The 20,606-nt window shown below is 66.6% G+C and carries 22 protein-coding genes; 14 read left to right on the top strand and 8 right to left on the bottom strand.

Annotated elements, in window-relative coordinates:
- Positions 1-143: 143 nt before the first annotated feature.
- Together H7J93_RS04235 and H7J93_RS04230 are read right to left on the bottom strand one after the other, a co-directional pair.
- Complete coding sequence (locus H7J93_RS04235; RefSeq protein ID WP_014805396.1) at positions 144-1,499, bottom strand: IS1380 family transposase; 1,356 nt, start codon at positions 1,497-1,499, stop codon at positions 144-146.
- Positions 1,500-1,755: 256 nt separating this feature from the next.
- Positions 1,756-2,565 carry a FadR/GntR family transcriptional regulator gene (locus tag H7J93_RS04230; protein ID WP_267305039.1) on the bottom strand — a complete coding sequence of 270 codons (810 nt, stop codon included), beginning with the start codon at positions 2,563-2,565 and terminating at the stop codon, positions 1,756-1,758.
- 74 nt (positions 2,566-2,639) lie between these two features.
- Here H7J93_RS04230 and H7J93_RS04225 point away from each other — a divergent pair, with 74 nt between their 5' ends.
- Entirely contained in the window at positions 2,640-4,970 is a 2,331-nt protein-coding gene (locus H7J93_RS04225; RefSeq protein WP_267305038.1) for a CaiB/BaiF CoA transferase family protein, read from the top strand.
- 1 nt (position 4,971) lies between these two features.
- Here H7J93_RS04225 and H7J93_RS04220 read toward each other — a convergent pair whose 3' ends face one another.
- Positions 4,972-6,210 carry a cytochrome P450 gene (locus tag H7J93_RS04220; protein WP_267305037.1) on the bottom strand — a complete coding sequence of 413 codons (1,239 nt, stop codon included), beginning with the start codon at positions 6,208-6,210 and terminating at the stop codon, positions 4,972-4,974.
- 108 nt (positions 6,211-6,318) lie between these two features.
- Between H7J93_RS04220 and H7J93_RS04215 the strand changes: the two genes are divergently transcribed.
- Genes H7J93_RS04215 through H7J93_RS04195 form a run of 5 tightly spaced genes read left to right on the top strand, consistent with a single transcriptional unit; the run spans position 6,319 to position 10,424 of the window.
- A complete protein-coding gene (locus H7J93_RS04215) occupies positions 6,319-7,434 on the top strand; it encodes an aromatic ring-hydroxylating oxygenase subunit alpha (RefSeq protein ID WP_267305036.1) in 1,116 nt (371 codons plus the stop codon).
- Entirely contained in the window at positions 7,434-9,035 is a 1,602-nt protein-coding gene (locus tag H7J93_RS04210; RefSeq protein WP_267305035.1) for an AMP-binding protein, read from the top strand. Before H7J93_RS04215 ends, H7J93_RS04210 begins: the two co-directional genes overlap by 1 nt.
- Positions 9,036-9,046: 11 nt before the next feature.
- The gene (locus H7J93_RS04205; RefSeq protein WP_267305034.1) at positions 9,047-9,460 is read left to right on the top strand and encodes a nuclear transport factor 2 family protein; all 414 of its coding nucleotides are present in this window, start codon (positions 9,047-9,049) and stop codon (positions 9,458-9,460) included.
- Positions 9,461-9,513: 53 nt separating this feature from the next.
- Positions 9,514-9,987 carry an FAS1-like dehydratase domain-containing protein gene (locus tag H7J93_RS04200; RefSeq protein ID WP_267305050.1) on the top strand — a complete coding sequence of 158 codons (474 nt, stop codon included), beginning with the start codon at positions 9,514-9,516 and terminating at the stop codon, positions 9,985-9,987.
- Positions 9,984-10,424, top strand: a complete 441-nt coding sequence (locus H7J93_RS04195; protein ID WP_267305033.1) for a MaoC/PaaZ C-terminal domain-containing protein — start codon at positions 9,984-9,986, stop codon at positions 10,422-10,424. Before H7J93_RS04200 ends, H7J93_RS04195 begins: the two co-directional genes overlap by 4 nt.
- A 71-nt stretch (positions 10,425-10,495) precedes the next feature.
- Here the strand turns inward: H7J93_RS04195 and H7J93_RS04190 are convergent, their stop codons facing one another.
- Positions 10,496-11,950: an aldehyde dehydrogenase gene (locus tag H7J93_RS04190; protein WP_267305032.1), complete on the bottom strand. Its 1,455-nt coding sequence runs from the start codon at positions 11,948-11,950 to the stop codon at positions 10,496-10,498.
- 241 nt (positions 11,951-12,191) lie between these two features.
- Here H7J93_RS04190 and H7J93_RS04185 point away from each other — a divergent pair, with 241 nt between their 5' ends.
- Positions 12,192-13,190: an esterase family protein gene (locus H7J93_RS04185; RefSeq protein WP_267305031.1), complete on the top strand. Its 999-nt coding sequence runs from the start codon at positions 12,192-12,194 to the stop codon at positions 13,188-13,190.
- Between the two features lie 31 nt (positions 13,191-13,221).
- Complete coding sequence (locus H7J93_RS04180) at positions 13,222-13,665, top strand: SRPBCC family protein (protein ID WP_267305030.1); 444 nt, start codon at positions 13,222-13,224, stop codon at positions 13,663-13,665.
- On the opposite strand, the gene H7J93_RS04175 is transcribed toward H7J93_RS04180, so the two are convergent.
- Positions 13,662-14,075: an Rv0313 family protein gene (locus H7J93_RS04175; RefSeq protein WP_267305029.1), complete on the bottom strand. Its 414-nt coding sequence runs from the start codon at positions 14,073-14,075 to the stop codon at positions 13,662-13,664. The genes H7J93_RS04180 and H7J93_RS04175 overlap by 4 nt on opposite strands.
- A gap of 101 nt (positions 14,076-14,176) precedes the next feature.
- On the opposite strand from H7J93_RS04175, the gene H7J93_RS04170 reads away from it, so the two are divergent.
- The 4 genes from H7J93_RS04170 (at position 14,177) to H7J93_RS04155 (ending at position 16,270) form a co-directional block, all read left to right on the top strand.
- Entirely contained in the window at positions 14,177-14,983 is an 807-nt protein-coding gene (locus H7J93_RS04170) for a nuclear transport factor 2 family protein (RefSeq protein WP_267305028.1), read from the top strand.
- Between the two features lie 40 nt (positions 14,984-15,023).
- Positions 15,024-15,446, top strand: coding sequence for a hypothetical protein (locus H7J93_RS04165; protein WP_267305027.1), 423 nt, complete (start codon positions 15,024-15,026; stop codon positions 15,444-15,446).
- 10 nt (positions 15,447-15,456) lie between these two features.
- Entirely contained in the window at positions 15,457-15,636 is a 180-nt protein-coding gene (locus H7J93_RS04160; protein WP_267305026.1) for a hypothetical protein, read from the top strand.
- Positions 15,637-15,697: 61 nt separating this feature from the next.
- Positions 15,698-16,270 carry a hypothetical protein gene (locus H7J93_RS04155; RefSeq protein WP_267305025.1) on the top strand — a complete coding sequence of 191 codons (573 nt, stop codon included), beginning with the start codon at positions 15,698-15,700 and terminating at the stop codon, positions 16,268-16,270.
- Here H7J93_RS04155 and H7J93_RS04150 read toward each other — a convergent pair whose 3' ends face one another.
- Genes H7J93_RS04150 through H7J93_RS04140 form a run of 3 tightly spaced genes read right to left on the bottom strand, consistent with a single transcriptional unit; the run spans position 16,271 to position 18,851 of the window.
- On the bottom strand, positions 16,271-17,041 hold the full coding sequence (locus tag H7J93_RS04150) for an SGNH/GDSL hydrolase family protein (RefSeq protein WP_267305024.1): 771 nt from the start codon (positions 17,039-17,041) through the stop codon (positions 16,271-16,273).
- A gap of 9 nt (positions 17,042-17,050) precedes the next feature.
- Entirely contained in the window at positions 17,051-17,998 is a 948-nt protein-coding gene (locus tag H7J93_RS04145) for an ankyrin repeat domain-containing protein (RefSeq protein WP_267305023.1), read from the bottom strand.
- Positions 17,999-18,044: 46 nt separating this feature from the next.
- Positions 18,045-18,851: a hypothetical protein gene (locus H7J93_RS04140; protein ID WP_267305022.1), complete on the bottom strand. Its 807-nt coding sequence runs from the start codon at positions 18,849-18,851 to the stop codon at positions 18,045-18,047.
- 204 nt (positions 18,852-19,055) lie between these two features.
- Here H7J93_RS04140 and H7J93_RS04135 point away from each other — a divergent pair, with 204 nt between their 5' ends.
- Entirely contained in the window at positions 19,056-20,378 is a 1,323-nt protein-coding gene (locus H7J93_RS04135; protein ID WP_267305021.1) for an NAD(P)/FAD-dependent oxidoreductase, read from the top strand.
- 33 nt (positions 20,379-20,411) lie between these two features.
- Complete coding sequence (locus tag H7J93_RS04130) at positions 20,412-20,603, top strand: hypothetical protein (protein ID WP_267305020.1); 192 nt, start codon at positions 20,412-20,414, stop codon at positions 20,601-20,603.
- Positions 20,604-20,606: the final 3 nt, after the last annotated feature.

Genomic DNA, 20,606 nt, shown 5'->3' with positions numbered 1-20,606 from the left:
CTAGCCTCGATCTTTCGTGAGTGAGCTCGGAACGGGGTGTCTGAGCTTGTCTGGTGGCCGGGGGTGTTTGACCGTGGTTGGTTTCCGGCGCTGTGTCGCCGGCTCTCCTGTGGGTGCTTGGTCGTAGGTGCTGTGGGTCGGTGTCAGGCGATTGCTGCGAGGCGTTGATGTCCGCTGGTGACCAGGTCGGCCCAGGGCCATCGCTTCGACAGACGCAGGATGCGGCGGCGGCCGGTGGTGATCAGCCGCGCGGCGACGGCCAATAGCCGCAGTCGCAGGCGTTTGGGTTCCCACGCTCGGGCGGGCTTATCGTGGAACGCCAGCAGTTGGGTCCAGGTGAGCAATTCGTAGGCCAGACAGGCTAGTTCGAGCCAGATCTGGTTCTTGGCGAACGCCTGTAGGGGCAGGTTGGCCATGCCGGTGTCTTTGAGTCCGCGGATGCGGTCCTCGGCGCGGGCGCGCAGCCGATGACGAACCTCCAGCTCGGCGATGCGCCCGCCGACGGTGTTGGTGGCGAACACGGTGATGCGCCACCCATCGGCGTCGGTGATGTGCAACTGGGCGCCGGGGTGGGGGCGTTCGCGGCGGGCGATGAGGCGCATCCGCGGCGGCCACCCGATCAACGTCGCCGGCATCCACCGGGTCAGCTCGGCGACCTGGGCACCCTCGCGCCGATCACCGTCGGGATCGAGGGCGGCCCGCCAGGCTTGCTTGGGCAGCGCGGCCAACGCGTCCTGCACGGGTTGACGCGCCGAGAATCCGACCGAGTAGGTCAACCCCAGGTCGTGGATGTGCCACAGCAGCGATTGCACCCCCGAGCCGGAGTCCCCGCGCACCAGTACCCGAGATCGCAGCTGGGCAGGGAGTTGGTCCAGCGCGGCATCGAGCACCGCGATCTGATCGGCGGCGGTGTTGGCGTTGGCCCGTCCGGGGCGCAGCATGGCGACCAATGGTTCTCCGGTGCCCCCGGCGCCGTGGTCAACGAAGGCCAATAAAGGATGAAACCCGAAACCCCGCTTGAAGTTCGGCGTTGCGCCTTCCTTCTCCGAATGCGCGCCGATCAGCGTGGCATCCAGATCCACCACCACCGAACCCACCGCCGGCAGCGGCGAGCGGTGTCCCCAGACTGCGGCTCGCGCAGCAGCCCGCGCCGAGCGGATCGCGGTGATCACCGCCGCTGAGTCCGCACCCAGAGTGTCGATGAGTCGGCTGATCGTAGGGTCAGAAGCTACCGCGCCGAACAACTCGGGCTGGGCGCGCACCACCGCGGCGTCGGCCAGGCAATCACCACCGAGTGCGATCGTCACCGCCAAATCCAGCACTGTCTTGCCCGGATCATGCAGCGATCGCGCCGCTCGCCACGGACTCAACACCCGCGAGAGCTCCCTGTCCAGGCCGCTGACCTGGGCAGACTTCAACAACAGCGCCGCCCCGGCCGATGAAATCAACGACTCGCCGCCCGATTCGACACCAATCCGACCACAACGGTTACGCTTCACCTACGGAGTGCCTTTCAGCTACTTGGGCAAATGGACCTTCGACAAGCCCATTTTCCCTTGCTGGACAGGCACTTCCGTGCATTACGCGCCGAACAAACCCACCATAATCGACTCACTCACGAAAGATCGAGGCTAGNTTCAGCTACTTGGGCAAATGGACCTTCGACAAGCCCATTTTCCCTTGCTGGACAGGCACTTCCGTGCATTACGCGCCGAACAAACCCACCATAATCGACTCACTCACGAAAGATCGAGGCTAGTGCTTGCGTCGAGTCAGCGCCTGCGGCGACAGCGCCACGATCCGCTGCTCGGGATCGCCTGCGCTGAAGTAGGTCTGGGTGTCGGCGATGTGGCGAGCGGAGAGCTTGCGGGCACGTTCGCCGTCCCCGGCCTCGATGGCGTCGGCGATCTTGTTGTGCACCGACATCGCGATGCGGCGCTGACTCATCGACGGGTACTCACCCCGGGCGGTCGTTTCCTGCGCCCACCAGTTCAGGTGTCCGGTCCACAGCGTCTCGAGGCTGCCGACGACGGCGATCATCGTGTGATTGCCGCAGCCGCGGACGACCTCGTCGTGGAACTGGCCACCGAGCTCGGTGAACTTCGGCCCGTCCTCGATGTTCTCGGCCATCGCCTTATTGATCTCTTTGAGCTTCGGAACGAGCTCGTCACCGCGGTCGGCGCGTCGCGCCGCCAGCGCCGCGCACATGGGCTCGAGTTCCTGAAGCGCAGCGCCCAGATCAGACAGCGGAACGGTGTCGCTCTGCAGCAGCAGACCGAGCATGTAGGCCGCGCTGGCTTTGGCGGGGGCGTGGACGACGGCACCACCGCGGTTGCCGCGTCGCACCGACACCAGACCCTCGGTTTCGAGGATCCGCAAGGCTTCCCGCAGCGACACCAGGCTCACCCGGAACTGCTCGACGAGCACCTCCTGGCGGGGCAGCAGGTCACCGTCGGCCAGTTCGCCGTCGATGATCTGCCGCCGGAGTTCGTCGGCGACGATCTCGGCCGTGCGGCGCGAGCCCAGCCGGCGGCGAGCTTCAGGGCCAATACCCAAAGTGGTCATATCGCCGACAATGCTACAGCGAAACGCCCGCGACCTGGGGTGTATGCGATCCCTATCTGACAAAAGTTACTAAGATGACAAAGAAACCACGGGAGGTTCAGGGCTTGAGCGAGGACGCGGCACCCACCCCGCTGCATGATCTCCGTGTCCTCGAGATCAGCGATCGTATCGCGGGAGCCTACTGCGGGAAGCTGCTCACCGATGTCGGCGCCGACGTCGTCAAGGTCGAACCCGCCGCGGGGGATCCCTTCCGCCGCTTCACCACCACCGGAGCGGCGCCCGCCGATGGTGCGGACGCACCGCTGTTCACCTACCTGAACGCCGGGAAACGCAGCGTCACAAGCCTTTCCGACGAACTGCTCACCGGTGCCGACATCGTCATCGTCACCGCCACCAGGTCCGCGGCGACCGCGCGCGGCATCGACCCCGACCGGCTGCTGGAGCTGGCGCCCTGGCTCGTCATCGTCACCATCTCCGACTTCGGCTGGACCGGCCCATGGGCCGAACGACCTGCGACGGAGTTCACCCTGCAGGCCGCGTCCGGGCTCACCGGTTTCCGTGGCGACCCCGCCGGTCCGCCGATCTCGGTCGGCGGTGACCTCGGCGAATACCAGGGCGGCGTCTGGGCGGCGTACGGCGCACTGGCCGCGCATCGCGGGGTTCGCACCGGTGGCCGCGGAGTGCACCTCGACATGTCGATGCTCGAGGCGATCACGCTGATGCAGAGCGGCGAATGGCTGCACTCGCAGCTGCTGAAGGCACCGCACGTACGGCGCTCGGTCGAGGTGCCCTCGATCGAACCGGCCAAGGACGGATACGTCGGCATCAGCATGGTCACCGGGCAGCAGTGGCTGGACTTCGCCGCAATGGTGGACTGTCCGGAATTCACCGAGGTGCCCCAGTTGCAGTTCCAGATCGGGCGGTGGGACTACCGCGACTGGATCCGCGAGCGCATCGACCCGTGGATGCGTGAACGCACGGTCGCCGAGATCGTCGAGCTCGGGCAGTTGTTCCGGTTGCCGCTGGCACCCCTCGGCAACGGCGCCACGGTCACCGACATGGACCACCTCAAGGAGCGCGGCGTATTCGTCGACAACCCGGCGGGCTTTCGGCAGCCGCGGCCGCCGTGGCTGATGTCCGCCGCCGCGCCCGCACCGATTCGTCACGCACCCGCTATCGGCGCGTCCGACACCGAATCCCTCTGGGAACCAAGGCAGTCCGCTGCCGGTGCGCCGGGGCGACCGCTCGCCGGTCTGCGCATCGTCGACTTCACCGCGTTCTGGGCGGGCCCGTCGGCGACGCACTCGCTGGCCGCGTTCGGAGCGGACGTGATCAAGATCGAGTCGATTCAGCGGCCGGACGGCATCCGATACTCCGGCGGTATGCGCAAGGACGTCGACGACTGGTGGGAGTACGGCTGGGTCTTCCATGCCATGAACACCAACAAGCGCTCGGTCACCCTGGACCTGCAGACCGACGAAGGCGTTCGGCTGATCAAGACGCTGATCGGTCAGGCCGACGCGGTGATCGAGAACTTCTCGCCGCGCGTCATGGACCAATTCGGGCTCGGCGCAGACGCGTTGCTCGACCTCAACCCGCGCCTCGTGATGGTGCGCATGCCTGCGTTCGGCCTGACCGGACCGTGGCGCGACAGGGTGGGCTTCGCCCCGACGATGGAGCAGATCGCCGGCCTCGCATGGGTGACGGGCCTGCCCGACGGGCTGCCCGTCGCCCCGCGCGGCGCCTGCGATCCGCTGGCGGGCACGCACGCCGCCTTCGCGTTGTTGGCGGCACTCGAATTCACCGAACGCACAGGGCGCGGCCAGCTCGTCGAGGTGCCGATGATCGAGAGCGTCCTCAACGTGACCGCCGTGCAGCCAATCGAATTCGAGGTCTTCGAGTCGGTCCTGGAGCGACGCGGCAACCGGGGGCACCACCCGGGTGAGACGCAGGACGTGTACCGGTGCGCTGGGGACGACGACTGGATCGCGGTGACCGTACGCACCGACGCCGAAGCGCGCGCTCTGGCTGCGCTCATGGGTGATGCGGACCGCGATCCCGCGGAGTGGTTCGCCACTCAGGACGCCGCCACCGTCGTCGACCAACTCGTGGCGGCCGGAATCCCAGCGGCCGAGGTGATTTCGCCGTCGATCGTGATCGAGAACTCCCAACTGCGGTATCGCGGCTTCTTCGAACCCCTCACCCATCCGAGCACCGGACCCGGCCTCTATCCGTGCCCGCCGTTCGCCCGACCCGCCGGCGTCGACCGGTGGCTGCACCGCCCGCCCCCGACGCTCGGTCAGCACAACGGGGAAGTGCTGACCGAATTCTGTGGGCTCGCCGAGACGGATGTCGAACGCCTTTCCGCCGCCGCAATCATCGGCACGCGGCCGAAAGGACTGTGACTCAGCGGGGCGTCAATGAGATGGGCATCCCGTCGTAGATCGACATGTTGTTGGTCAGGTTCGGATAGGTGACCTTGGCCGGGCCGAGACTGATGTCTTCGGCGCGCAGCAGCAGTTCGTCGAGCGCCGCACGTATTTCGGCACGGGCGAGCATGGCGCCGAGGCAGTGGTGCGGACCGCCTCCGCCGAAGGTGACGTGCGGATTGTCGGTGCGTCCGATGTCGAACTCGAAGGCATTCTCGAAGACGTCCTCGTCGCGGTTGGCCGAGCGCAGCATCGACACCACGCGATCACCGGCGGGGATCGTGATGCCGTCCATCTCCACGTCCACCTTGGTGGTGCGGGTCCAGAACGCGACGGGGGAGGACCAGCGCAGCACCTCTTCGACGGCGCTGGGCCGGATCGACTCGTCGGACCGATAGCGGGCGATCTCACCGGGATTGGCCACGAAGGCCTGAAGTCCGGCGGCCAACGCGTTCTTCGTCGTATCGCTGCCCGCCAGGGTGAGCACGAAGAAGAAGATCTCGAGTTCGTTGGCAGGGATGGACAGTTCGTGACCGGTCTCGTCGGTGACCACCGCCGTGGTCAACGTGCTCCAGATGTCGTCGGTCGGATTTCGCCGCTTCTCGGCGGTGAGTTCTGTTGCGTAGGTGAAGATCTGCCCGAACAGCTCGAGATGGTCTTCGGGATTGGAGGGATCGTCGGGCTTATTGGTCTTGAGGATGCGATCGAGCGTGTCGAAGATGGCAGGCCGGTCTTCCTCCGGGATGCCGACGATGTCGCCGATCACGGACATCGGCAGCACATCGGCGACGTCTGTGATCCAGTCGCCGCCGCCCGCGTCCAGCAGCCCGTCGATCATCGCCGCGGCGCGCCGCCGGATGCCGTCTTCGAGTTTTCCGATGGCCTTGGGGGTGAACGCGTGCGACATCACCCGCCGCCGCTTGGTCAACACGGGCGGGTCCATGGTGATGACGTTCGGGAACGCCCCGATGGGCCCGATGCCCTGGATCAGGGGACCGTCGGCCGCGGTGAACGCGTCGGTGTCACGGTGGATGCGTTGGGCGTGGCGATGCTTGGTGGTCATCCAGAAGTCGCGCTTCACCGTCTGGGCCACGCCTTCGGTCAGCTCGTGGTGGAAGATCGGGCGTTCACGGCGCAGCTCGACGAACAGGTCGTCGGGAAAACCGTTCTGCCACAACGCAGTATCCGAGAGATCGACCGGAGTCGTGGTGGGCATGCGTGCTCCTCGCGTCGCCATCCTTGACCTAGAATGCCTAAAATAGTAAAAATAGGCAACGGGCAGGTTTCGCGACCTGCGCTTATTGCGTGCGCGGACGGAGATGGAATGACGGATACGGTTGACGATCCGAAGATCGATCCGTCGGAACGGGAGTTCGGCGCCAGCGGAATCAGCCTCTCGACCTACCGCTTTCCGACGGGTTGGTTCATCGTCGGCTTCGCCTCCGACCTGGCGCCGGGCCAGGTCAAGCGCGCTCACTACTTCGGCGAGGAACTGGTCATCTTCCGCACCAAGTCCGGCAAGGTGAACGTGCTCGACGCCTACTGTCAACACCTCGGCGCCAACATGGGCGTCGGCGGCACCGTCGAGGGCGAGCACATCGTCTGCCCGTGGCACGGCTGGCAGTGGCGCGGTGAGGGCACCAACGCGCTGATCCCGTACAGCAAGATCGGCTGCAAGCAGAACGTCAGGATCAGGTCGTATCCCGTGCAGGAGTGGTACGGCTTCATCGTGGTGTGGCACGAGCGCCATGGCCGTGCGCCGTACTGGCAGCCGCCGGTGCTGCCCGAGCTCGAGACCGACGACTACTACCCGCTGCACCCGCACTCGCGGATGCTCAACCGGGTCAAGGTGCACGCGCAGATGATCATCGAAAATGCGGCCGACCCCTATCACGTGCAGTTCGTCCACAAGGCCGACAGCGCCGCCAACACAACGTCATTCGATGTCAACGGCTACCACCTGCACGCGACGGTCACCGCGAACTTCGGCGGCGGCAGGCCGTCGACGTGGCTCACGCCCGACGGCCCGGTGGACGCCAACATCATCTACGACAACTATTCGCTCGGGCTGGGCATTGTGCGGTTCCCCAAGGAGCTCGTCCAGACCGTCCAGGTGACCGGGCAGACGCCGGTGGACGAGGACTACACCGACTACTTCTACACCCAGGCCTCGCTGCGAGAACCCGGCGACACCGGAGACAAGCCCGGCGGACGTGCGGCGAAATTCCTTGCTCTGCAACAGGAAGTCATCAAGCAGGACTTTTTCACCTGGGAGAATATGAAGTACCTGGAGAAGCCCAACCTGGCGCCGGAGGAGGCTCGCGACTATGCCGCGCTGCGGCGATGGGCGCACCGGTTCTATCCGGGCGAAGAGCCCACGCCGATCGATTTCGGTTATACGGCCGACGGTGAACCCGACCCGGCTCTAGCGGGACGCTGATGGGTCGCGGCCGGGAGCCCGTACCAGACCCGGCGGCGTTCGGGGTCGACGAATTCAGTGTGCCTGCCGTGCTCGATCGTCGCGCCGAGCAGTACGGCGACCGGGTGATGATGTCGATCGCCGACACCCCGGTCACCTTCGCGCAGATGCGTGACCGGTCATGCGCGGCAGCCCACATGCTCGCCGACCTCGGGGTCAACCGCGGCGACACGGTGGCGCTGTTCACCGCAACGTGTCCCGAATGGGTGTACTTCTGGCTCGGCGCCGCGCGGATCGGGGCGGTCTCCGCAGCGGTGAACGCCGCGAGCAAGGGCGAGTTTCTCGCCCATGCCTTGAACCTGTCCCGGGCGGCTGTGGTCATCACCGACGCTGAGCGCCGACCCCGGCTGGACGAGATCGCCGGCGACGTGCCGACGCTGAGATCCACACGTATCGTGGATCATTCGCTCACCGAGGCGCTGACTACCGCGTCCGTCCCGGCTCCCGACATCGAACCCGTCGGGCCGGGCGGCGTCGGCGCGCTGTTCTTCACATCCGGCACCACCGGCCCGTCCAAGGCCGTCGCCATGACGTGGCACTACCTCTTCAGCGCCGCGGCCACCGTCGCGAAATCCTGGGAACTCCAACCGGGAGAGACGATGTGGACCGCGATGCCGCTGTTTCACCTCAGCGCCGCGCCCACGGTCCTGGCACCCATGCTGGTCGGTGCGACCAGCGTGCTGGCCGCCGCGTTCCACCCCGGCCAGGTGTGGGATGAGATACGCGATTGTGGCGCCGTGGGTTTCGCCGGTGCGGGCGCGATGCTGTCGATGCTCATGCGGTTGCCCCCGCGCCGACAGGACGGCGAGCTCGGCATCCGGTTCATCTCGGCGGCTCCCGTCGCCGCCGACATGTACCGCGCCGTCGAGGAGCGCTACCGCTGCCGCATCGTGACGATGTACGGCCTGACCGAGGCGTTCCCGATCGCCTACAAGTCGGTTTCCGACGAAGGTAAGCCGGGTACTTCAGGCGTGGTCAACCCGGCGTACGACGTGCGAATCGTCGACGGTCAGGGTCGGCCGTTGCCCACCGATACGATCGGTGAGATCGCCTGCCGGGCACGGACGGCACATGGCATCAGCGAGGGGTATGTGTCGTCGGCGTCGGGCGGCGCGAGCCTTCAGGTGCAGCCGCATCCAGAGTGGTTCCGCACCGGCGATCTCGGTTCACTCGACGACGGCGGAAACCTCACCTTCGTGGACCGTGCGAAGGACTCGCTGCGTCGCCGGGGTGAGAACGTGTCGTCCGTCGAGGTCGAGCAGATCGTGATGCGACACCCGGCCGTGGCGGAAGCGGCGGCGGTAGGCATTCCCAGCGAGCTCGGCGAGGACGACATCCTGGTCGTCGTGACGTTGCATGACGGTGCGACAGTCGATTTCGCCGAACTCCTCGATTTCTGCTCGGCCCGCATGCCGTACTTCTGTGTGCCGCGCTACCTCGAAGTCATCGACGAGATTCCGAAGAACGTCATCGGGCGCATCCGCAAGGATGTGCTCAGGAGCAGGGGCCTGGGCGCCGACACCTGGGACCGCGAAGCGCACGGCTACGTGCTGAGCCGGTAGGAGATCAGAAGATGTCGTTGTCATACCAACAGCAGTTCGTACTGGACGGGCTCGCGGGGCGGGCCGCCATCCTGAACCTGAACGCGCGACACAACCGGCTGTACTCCGCGGGTGACCTGCCCGGCTGGATCGCCACGTTTCGTCACTCCGGCGCCACCTATGTGCGGTCGGGGGAGAAGTTCGACGATCTGCGCAGCGCATTCGACGGGGGCGGCGGTGTGCGGCTGGTGACCGTCGACCACGACATCAACGTCGACGGGGTCGATGCGACGCAGACGTGTGTGGCGTTGCTGTTGCGTGACAATCAACTCGCGGCCACGGGCACCTTCACCGACCGGCTCATCTACGAGCGCGGCGGGTGGTACTACACCTCGCGCGAACTCGAGTGGGACCGGGTGGCGAACGAAAGCGCGTTACCCGTGTGAGCGAGGGGATTCGGTACGAGTTCGCGTTCGGCACCTACGAGGATGCGCTGCGAATGGTCGGCGTCCGGACTGCGCCGAGATATGCCGGCACGGCGGTCAGCGGCGCGCGGATCCAACATTTCGCCGCGATGGTGCGCGACCCCAACCCCGCTTACTGGGACGCCGAATTCGCACGTGAGGTGTGGGGCGGCCTCGTCGCGCCGCCGGCGCTGTTGATGGGGTGGTTGATTCCACCGCCGTGGCTGCCCAACGACGAACGCCCTGTGCCCTCGATCGCCATCCGCGTGCCCTTGCCGGGGACGACATTCATCAACGCCTCCAACGAGGTCGAGTTCCCGCTGACGATCCTCGAAGGTGATCGCCTCCACGTCGTCGAGGAGGTCGTGTCGGTGTCGCCGGAGAAGAAAACGCGCGTGGGCACAGGACATTTCGTCGAGACGTGCGAGCAGTTCCACCGCGCCGATGGAGCGCTAGTCGCGATCAACCGCAACACCCTGTTCCGCTTCACCCCTGCGGTGCCGTCATGACGACGTACGCGCGGTTGATGTGGGACGACATCGTCGTCCCCACCGAACTCGCCGAGGTGGTCGACACGATCGACTACCAGCGCGTCGTGATGAACCCCGGCGCGACGTGGGATTACTTCCCCGGCCATTTCGACCCCGACTACGCCGAGCGGCACGGCCATCCGACGATCTTCGTCAACACGATGCACACCGCGGGCTTCGTGGACCGCATCGCCACCGGCTGGGCCGGGCCCTACAGCAGAGTGGTGCGGCGGAAGGTGTCGCTGCTCGGCTCGTTCTACGCCGGCGATTCGATGGTGGGCCGTGGCCGGGTGGTGGGCAAGCGCACCGACACGGTGGGCGACGTACAGCGTCGGCTCGTGGACCTCGAGATCGCGGTCTACAACCAGCGCGACGAATTGTGTTGTCCCGCAGAGGTCACCCTCGAGATCCTCTAGGCGGCGACTGCACGGTTGTTTACGCCCCTTCTCGGGCCGATGCGTACAACAAGCGTGCGCTGGGCGAAACCCTAGAGCTCGGGCAGCTTGTCCGCGCTCACCGTCGACTGCAACTCCACATACTCCGAGAGCCCCTCGGCACCGAACTCACGCCCGATGCCCGACTGCTTGAACCCGCCGAACGGTGCGGTGGTGTCGAGTGTGTACATGTTGATGCCGTACGTGCCCGCCCGGATCTGCGCGCCGATCTCCAGACCGTGCGCCACGTCGGCGGTCCAGACGGAGCCGGCGAGCCCGTAGTCGGTGTCGTTGGCGATTCGCACGGCGTCGGCTTCATCGCTGTACTTCAGCACGGTCAGCACCGGGCCGAAGATCTCCTCACGCGCGATCTTCATGTCGTTGTTGGCGTCGGTGAACAGCGTGGGTTGGACGTACCAGCCGCGGTCATACGGTTTGTCTTTGCCGCCCAGCACCATTCGCGCACCCTCGTCGATGCCGGCCTGAATGTAGGACTGCACACGATGCTGTTGTCGTTGCGCCACCAACGGCCCGACGTCGGTGGCGTCGTCGGCGGGGTCGCCCACCTGCAGACCGGCCATCATGCCCGCCAGCGCGTCGACGACCTCGTCGTGTTTGCGCTCGCTCACCAGGATCCGGGTCTGCGCGACGCATGCCTGGCCGTTGTTCATCAGGCTGGCCATCTTCAGATGCTGGACGGTGCGGTCGATGTCGGCGTCGTCGAGGATGATCGCCGCCGACTTGCCGCCCAGCTCCAGGCTCACCCGCTTGAGCTGCTCACCGCACAACGCCGCGATGTGCCTGCCCGTCGCCGACGATCCGGTGAACGAGATCTTGTCGACACCCGGGTGGCGGACGAGGGCCTCACCGGTGTCCCGCCCACCGGGCAGGATCGACACGACGCCCTCCGGCACGTCGACCTCGTCCAGCATCTCGGCCAACCACATGGCGTCCAAAGGTGTTTCGGGCGCCGGCTTGACGACGACGGTGCAACCGGCGATCAGCGCGGGAATCATTTTCGGCATGATCAGGAACTGCGGCACGTTCCACGGCACGATCGCCCCGACCACCCCGACCGGTGCGCGCCGCAGGTGAACGTCGCCGAACAGACCCGGCCGCCGCTCGACCCACGGAAACTCCTTGGCCGTCGCCAAGTTCAGGTGCATCTGGGCGAGCGCGCCCGCGCCCTGCCCCAATCGGCTGAAGGTCTTGGGTGAGCCCATCTCCGCAGTGATGAGGTCGGCGATCGCATCGGTCTCCGACATGTAGATGGACGCGAGTTTCTCGATCTTCTCCATCCGCTCGCCCACGCTGAGCCGCGGCCACGGTCCCTCGTCGAAGGCCGTCCTGCCCGCGGCGACCGCCTTGTCGACGTCCTCGGGCGACGCTTCGGGTGTTTCGCCGATCGGCTGTTCGGTGTGCGGGGAGATCACGGAGAGCCGTCGAGTGGTGGCGGGTGCCTGCCAGCGACCGCCGATGTAGAGCTGGTCGTAGTCGAGGGATCTCACGGTGTCGCCTCCGCCGCTAAAGTTGCTATTAATACAAACATAGGCATAGAGGCGGGGCCCGTGAACCACCACGGGCAGCCGAATTTCTGACCCCGAGCGCAGGCATCACTGACGCTGTTCCGCGACCCGATCATCGCGTAGACACCCAAATCCGCCCGAATCTCACGAAAACCGCTGGTGAGCGACGTGCGTCGGCGTATCGTCCGCAGCGGGGCGGGCCGAGGTGCGATGGAGGGTTCCGATGGCACTCGTGGAAACCAAGCCGGCCCGCGCCCTGAGGCGCCTCGCGATCACCGTGGCGGCGGCCGCGCTGCTCCCCGGTGTCGTCGACGCGGTGGATGGATCGCCTTCGGCCACCGCGTTTTCGAACCCGAATCTGCCCGTCGAACAACTCGAGGTTCCGTCGGCGGCCATGGCGCGCACCATTCGCGTCGAGTTCCTGTCCGGCGGAACGGATTCGCCCGCGCTCTACCTGCTCGACAGCATGGAGGCGGGGGATGACTTCAACGGCTGGGACATCAACACCCAGGCCTTCGACTGGTACAACGGGTCCGGTCTGTCGGTGGTGATGCCCGTGGGAGGCAAGTCCAGCTTCTACAGCGACTGGTACGCGCCGGCGGTCAGCAACGGTCAGACCTACACCTACAAGTGGGAAACCTTCCTCACACAGGAACTTCCGGCATGGTTGGCGGAGAACAAACAGGTCCGGCAGACCGGCAACGCGATCGTGGGGTTCTCGATGGGAGCGTCGTCGGCGTTGATCCTGGCCGCTTTCCACCCTCAGCAGTTCAGCTACGCGGGATCCATCTCGGGGTTCCTCAACCTGTCCGCCCAGCCCGGCCAGGTCAGCACCGCGATGATGTGGAACGGCGGGTTCAATCCGGATGCCATGTGGGGGCCGCCCGGCGACCCGGCCTGGGCGCGCAACGATCCCACAGTCCAAGCGGGCAGGCTCGCCGCCAACGGCACCCGCATCTGGATCTACTGCGGCAACGGCACCCCGACCGACCCGGCACTGGCAAGCCCGAACGCCCCGATCGCCGGGCTGGGCTTCCTCGAGGGGTTCGCCGTCGAATCCAATCGCGCCTTCGTCGATGCGTATATCGCCGCGGGCGGGCACAACGGCGTGTTCAACTTCCCCGACGGCATCCACAGCTGGGGCTACGCGGGACAGCAGTTGCAACAGATGAAGCCCGATATCCAGCGGGTGCTAGGCGTCACCGAGGTAGCCCGAACCTGAATTACGGCAATCGATTTCGGGGTAGGTGATCATGCGCGCGGAGCGGGTGCTGTCCGAGGACGTACCGGCGTCACCTGACGACGTCCGCGCGTTCTACGTCGACCTCGACAACATCAAGACGGTCCACCCGTTGGTGGTGTCGGTACGCGCCACCGCACGGACCGAACTGGCCGACGGGTACTGCCAGAGCTACCGCGTGAAGGACCGAATTCCGTTCGGCCCGTTGACCTTGCCGACGAGTTACTCGGCTCACCTGCGGGTGGCGTCGACCGGTCCGGTGATCACCGAGGCGCGACAGTTTCCCAGGGTGCGGCTCTATGGCGTCGTGTCCTTCGATTCCTACGGCACGGGAACCAAGGTCGTCGAACGGCTGACCATCCATGCGCCGAGACTGCTTCATGCGATCACCACCCGCGAAGCGGTCAAGGCGCACATCGAGATGCTGGCGGGTATCCGCCGCCACTTCGGTGGTTAGGAGGCGTCCTCGGACGGTGAATCCGCCGGCGGGTCCGACGCGTCGAGCACACTGACCGCGATGCCGTACGGCAGGAACCGCACCTTGCGGCTGGGGTCGGTGTTGTTCTTGTTCGCGCGAAGCGCATCCAGTTCGGTCGGATACACCTGCTCGATATGGGCCCCGCCGTCGCTGTCGACGGTGTAGATCGCCCAGACACCGTCGCCGGTCTCACCGGTGGTCTCCGGCTCCCGCTTCGGCCGCGAATACCGGGTGAACTCGTCGACCAGGTTGGCCCAACCAGCGCGTTCACCTGACGTGCTGAGGAACCGGCCCACCCCGTCCAGTGCGTCGCGCAGCCCTTCACCCGCCTCGCGGACGACGCGGTCGAACTCCTCGGGGTCGAACCCGAACGGCCCGTTGCCACTCATAGCGGTCCTCTCATGCATCTGCACCAGCACTGCGGTAATCCCAGTGTGCCTGCGGGTGGCCGAGTAGTCGACTGTCGCCGGTGCGGATGGTAGGGAACCTTATGGCTATCTCGCGGGCGGATGCGGTGGCGACGGTCGAGCGGTCCCCTGCGGCGTTCAGCGTGCACGACCGTCAGGCCTGGGTGGACGCGTTCACGCAGGACGGGCGTATCGAAGACCCGGTCGGCTCCGAACCTCATCGGGGCCGCGCCGCGATCAGCCGCTTCTACGACACGTTCATCGGCCCGCGCGACATCACGATGCACCGGGACGTCGACATCGTCGTCGGCTCCACGGTGATCCGGGATCTCGAACTCGAGGTGGTCATGGCCGGGTTGGCGATGCGATTCCCCGCATACCTGCGATACAACCTGGCCACCGAGGGCGACGAGGTCAACATCGCCGAGTTGTACGCGTACTGGGAAATGCCCGTGTTGATCGGGCAGTTGTTGCGCAGCGGCCCGAAAGCGGTCCCGGTCAGCATCGGACTGTTGAAGGGGTTGCTGACGAATCAGGGGGCCGTCGGTGCGCTGGGGTTTTTTGGCGGACTGCGCGGGACCGGACCGCAGGGCAAGCGCAAGGTCGGCCAATTCCTGTCCGATGCGCGCGCAGGCAACGAAATCGCGGTGCAGCGCTGGCTGGGTAAGGGGGCGCGGGTGACGAGCGGCGACGATGCCCCGTTGAGCACGTCAGAGTTCCTGTCGCGCATGGCTACCGCGCGTCCCCGCAAGCTGATCGCCTCGGGATACAGCGTGGTTGCGGGACTGGATCGCGAGGGACATCGTGACGTGCTGATCGTCGACGTCGCGGCCACGCCGTTCGCCCTGCGCAGGGTCCGTTACTTCTCCGAAGACGCGGCGCCCGGCTGATCCAGGTTTCGCCGTCGCCGGGCCCGGGCAACCGCAGGACATGCGACTGACCGATGCCCGCAAGGTCGCCACGGCCGGTGTGATCGTCGCGGCGGTGCTCGCGGCCAGCCTCGTCGTTCCCGCCTTCGGGCAGGTGCTCACCCTCGAGCGCACCTGGCTGGCCGGCGCGATCCTTGGCCTACCCGTCGCCGCCGTGCTCACCGCGACCGGTTACCGCCATTACGGCTTGGGCCGCGCAGGCCTCGTCGCCGTGGTGATCACGGTCTTCACGCTCGTCGTCACCTGGCTGGTCGCGGTGTTCGTGGTGGCCTCCGCACTCGCCGGATCGGCGACGAGCATCGTGATGGGCGTCGTGCTCTACGGCGTCCCGGCGGTCGTGGTGCTGATCCTTGGCTTGCTCGCGCTGCGACTGGTGCCCGGGCGGTGCGCAGGCCGATCGTTTGCCCACGTCGACGCCGGGTAACCCGGTGCGCATGGAATCCCGCGACGACAACAAGTCCGAACCCGACGTCGACGACGACAACCACGTCGCTGCATCGCGGGCGGGCAAAGACGGCGGCGAGGACGGCAGCTACGTCGGCCGGACGGCCTCCGATGATGCGATCGACGCCGGCGAAACGGGCGCCGAAGCCCGCAGCGAAGACGGCCGTTAACCGCGGTGTGGCGCCGATTCGGCCGTGTTGAACACTGTCCGACTGCCGGACATGAGACTGTATGAACACCATGTCCGTCGACGATGAAATGACCTACGAACAGTTCGGTCGCCAGTTCTTCGAGATCGCTGTGACCGAGGAACGCGTGGGCGGCGCGATCGCCGCCATCGCCGGTGACGAATTCGAGATGGGCCCGATGGCGCAGGGTCCAGGCAAAGTCGCGAAGGTGACGGCGAAGGTCAGGATTCAGCAGCCGCGCCTGACCCGCGAGGTCGGCGAGCACATCACGTTCGCGATCCGGATCCCCCTGGAGATCGATCTGGTGGTCGACCTGCTGATCGACAAGCCGAAGTTCATGGTGTTCGGGGAGATCGCGCTGCGTGCGACCGCCCGTGCCGCCCCGCCGCTGCTGTTGATCCTCGACGTGGAGAAACCACGCCCGTCCGACATCTCCATCCACGTCACGTCGAAGACGCTGCGCGGTGAGCTGGTGCGGATACTCGGCGGCATCGACGCGGAGATCAAGCGGTTCATCGCGGTGCACGTCGCCGGGGAGATCGACAGCCCGGCATCGCAGAAGGCGAAGGTCATCGACGTCGCGGAGAGCATCGACGGGGCCTGGTCGGGCGTCTAGTCAGACCGCCACACCCTCCAACCGGGGTCGTTTGGGGCCGCGGCCGTCGCCGCTGGATCTGCCCCGCATCTGATCCCAGAGCCACGGCAGGAACATGTTCCGCGTCCACTGCACCTGCGAGTGGGCCTGCGACCGCAGCGACGGACGCTGCGCAGGGCCGTCGACCATCGCCCAGTCGTGGTTGCTGCCGGGCAGGCCGAGCGCCTCGGCGGCTGCGGCGGCGAACAGCCGGTGTCCCTTGTCCGAGCCGTGCACCCGGTCGTCACTCCAGGTGTCCAGCCGAGTCATCGACGGTGCGTTGTAGAGGTCGACGAGCCGAAAGCCGTGTCGCACAGCGGCGTTGCGGATTTCGGCGTTGATCTGTTCGACGCGCGATGCGATCACGCGTCCGATGGGCAGGATCTTCGCGATGTGGGGGAACGTTGTCGTCACGACGGTCGCGCCGGACGCCGCCAGTTGGGTGTGCAATTCGTCCAGTTCGGCGAGGGCACTGCCGAAGTACCGGCCCGGGCGGGTGACATCGTTCATCCCGATGCAGACGGTGATCAGGTCTGGCTGCATCGCGAGCGCCGACGGCAGCTGGTCGTCGAGCAGATCTGCAATCCGTCGGCCACGGACGGCCAGATTGGCGTACGCCACGCCGGGATGGTGCGAGTCGATCATCGCCGCGAGGCGGTCGGCGAAGCCGACGAGACCAGTGGAGTCGTCGCCGTCCCACAGCCCTTCGGTTTGGCTGTCGCCGATCGCGACGTATCGGGTGTACCTGGGCACACCGGAACTCTAACGACGAAGCGCGGCTTCGACATCCGGTGCCGCGGCGTCGGCCGCGAGCTCACGATGGCGCGGCGACACCTCGGCACCGCCGGCGCGCAGGATGTCGATCAGCTCGACGACCCGACCGGATCGATATCCGTTGAACTTCGCGCCGACGGCCCACCACGCCAACAGAGAGTCCAGTCCGCGGCCGGGATCGGCGCTGAGCTCGATCATCGCGGCGACGGTCGCGGGCAGCAGCATCCGCGCGGCCAGCTCGATCGGCTGGGTTCCGCTCGGCAGGGGAGCGTCGATGGACGCGCCCGCCCGCACGAGGGCGCGCACGATCTCGGGGTTCACGTTGTCGGCGGAACCCTCGATCACGTGCATCGGGGTCGCGCCATCAGAGTCGACGAGTGAGGGGTCGACGCCGTGCGCCAGCGCATGGTTGAGCGCGACGGTGCGCCCCCGCCGCACGATCTCATGCAGGATCGTCGTGAATCTCTCACCGCGCGCGGACAATTCGATGCGTCGCCCCGCGTCGGCATCCTCGTCGATCAACGCCACCGAGTTGCCTGCGGCGGGCGAGCGCACGGCGTACCACAGCGGCGTCGCCCCGCACGGATCGAGCGGGTCGGGGTCGGCGCCCATGGCCAGCAGCTCGATGACCCGCGTATCGCCGCGATGGGCACGCTCGAAGAGATCCAGCACCGTCGGGTGCAACGGTTCGGTCCAGGCTGGGCGGCCGGCCTCGAGTGCGTCTAGCACCAGCAGTGCGCCCGCGCGTTTGGTGCCGAGATCGAACCACGGCCATGGCCCCGGACCCTTGATGACGAATTCGTCGGCCGGGATGCGGGATTCCTCGGTGACGGTTCTGCCGAAATCCTCGTAGGCCGACACGAAGGTCAGGTCGTCACCGTCGCGCGAAACACTGACCTCGGCCTGGCCGTCTTGGTAATGCGCGATTTCGGTCACAAGAAACGCATTGTCCCAAAGCCGGGCGGCGACGAGCGAGGACGCCCTAGAGAAGACGCGTCAACCGGGTCACATTCAGCGGCACGCCGGCAACGCTGAGCTGGCCGATGATGTCCTCCAGCCGGCTGCGCGGCATGTCCATCTGCCATTCCGCCACCGACGCCGACAGGTGCACCGCGTCGGGGGCGAAGGCGATGCCGGTCAACCGCAGGCCGTGGGGCAGTTCGGGGAGGCGCACCGGATACGCCGGCGTGCTCGCCGGCAGCGTCCAGCGCGATCTTCGGAGAACGGCCACGCGGGGTCGAAGCCACAGCGTCGAGCCGTCCAGGCGTGCATCGACCTCGAGGTGGCCCAGCATCGGGCGCCGCGCCATCCGCAGTCGCGCGACCCCGTCGCTGCCGACCTCGCCGGACAGTCGCGGCGCCGCCCATCGGAACAGGTCGTGCAGCGCGGTGGTCGGCACCTCGAGCGTCAGGTCCACCGGCGCGGCCACCAGGACGGGCGGCGCGGCCGGTCGCATGTGCACGTTGTGCAGCACCACCGTCGCGCTTTCGAACTCGTTGCCCTCCCAGCAGATGTCGCGGGCCGCGATGTGGACGTCGTTGAGCTGTCCCACCGCCAGGCCACGAACGTCGAGTGTCGAATCGAACTCCGTCACGGTGAGCGTGAGATCACCGTTGTCGAGCCGGATCGCGAGGCAACGGCCGACCACCAGCCTGCGCACCGTCGTGAACAGGGTCCGGTACGCCATGGCCGCACCGGAGCTCACCGGAGCGATGGCCGCGGTCGACCACAGCGACGAGAGCATGTCGATCGGCCGGAACGGATCGAACCTGCGCAGCGGACCCGTCATGCATCAAGCATCCGCCATCGGGGCGACGGAATGAAGCGGAAATGAAGCCGACCGTGCGAATCATGATCATTTCCAAGGGCCGTCGGTTGTAACCGTATGAAGAGAAATCGGCCGCAATCGCGCCACGACGTTACAACCGGCGAGACGGACTAGATCCGCCACGCGGCGCGAGGCAGTCGCCGTGTCTTCCGTATGGTGGAGGCGATGACTTCCGTGGTGGTCGTCGGCAGCGGGTTCACCGGCTTCGAATGTGCCCGTCAGCTGGCGCGAAAGATGCGCAGATACACGAAAGCAGGCGGAGATTCGGTCGATATCTCGATCATCTCGCCCGTCGACTACATGCTCTACACACCGCTGCTGCCCGACGTGGCCGGTGGCCTGGTGGACGCGCGATTCGTCGCGATTCCGCTGGCCAACGCCCTACGCGGCGTGCAGGCCATCCGGGGACGAGTCGACGAAGTCGACTTCGAGGGCCGCACGGTGACGTTCACCGACCCCGAAGAACGCGTCCGCAGCATGGCGTGGGACCGGCTGGTGCTGACGCCGGGTTCGGTCACCCGGCTGTTCGACATTCCCGGCCTCGCCGAGCACGCCCGGGGCCTCAAGTCGACCGCCGAGGCACTGTACCTGCGTGATCACGTGCTCGAACAACTCGAACTCGCCGACGTCGACGACGATCCTGGCCGGGCGGAGGCGCGACGCACGGTCGTGGTGGTCGGCGCGTCGTACTCCGGTACGGAGCTGGCCGTACAGCTGCGAGCGCTTGCCGATTCCGCAGCCAAACAGATGGGCTTCGACCCCTCGAAGGTGAAGTTCGTCCTGTTGGACCTGGCGGAGCAGGTGATGCCCGAAGTCGGCGAGAAGCTCGGCGCCGCAGCGCAGCGGGTGCTCAAATCGCGTGGCATCGACGTCCGGCTCGGCGTGACGCTGGCCGAAGTGCACCCCGAACACGTTGTGCTCAGCGATGACTCGCTGATTCGCACGCATACCGTCGCATGGGTCACCGGCGTCACGGGCGCACCGCTGATCGAAAAACTCGGCTTGCCCACCGAGCGGGGCCGGCTGAAGGTCACCACCGAACTACAGGTACCTGGACATTCCGGGGTGTTCGCGGCGGGGGATGCGGCGGCGGTGCCGGACGTGACGCAGCCGGGCAAGATCACCCCGCCCACCGCGCAGCACGCCACGCGGCAGGGAAAAGTGTTGGCGCGCAACGTCGCCGCGAGCCTGGGCTACGGCAAGGCCAAGGCCTACAAACACCGCAACATGGGACTGGTCGTCGATCTGGGGCCGCGCTACGCCGTCGCCAACCCCCTCAACGTGCAGTTGTCCGGCCTACCCGCCAAGGCGGTCACCCGGATGTACCACATCTACGCGATCCCACGGTTCGTCAACAGGTGGGCGGTGTCGCTGGCGTATCTGACTGACCTGTTCTTCGACCGGTCGGTCGTCTCGTTCGGGCTCTCGACGCAGGAGGATGCGCGGTTCTCCGCCAGCGAGGGCATCCCGATGCCCAAACCGGACTGATTGGATTCGCGGGCAACGGGAACGCTAGGCGGTATGGCTACATATCGCGTACTGAATCCCAAGGGTGACGTCGTCGACACCAAGGACATCGAGAGCGCGGACGATGCACACGCCTGGTTCGTCGACCAGAAGGCCGATCCTGAACTCGGATGGCGCATGGAGGTCAAGTCCGATGACGGCGATTGGGCCTTCTTCGACAGCAGCGAGGGTGACCGCAAGTACTAGTCG

This window comes from Mycobacterium barrassiae (assembly GCF_025822765.1).
GTDB lineage: Bacteria > Actinomycetota > Actinomycetes > Mycobacteriales > Mycobacteriaceae > Mycobacterium > Mycobacterium barrassiae.
This window is presented reverse-complemented; position numbering and strand designations above follow the sequence as displayed.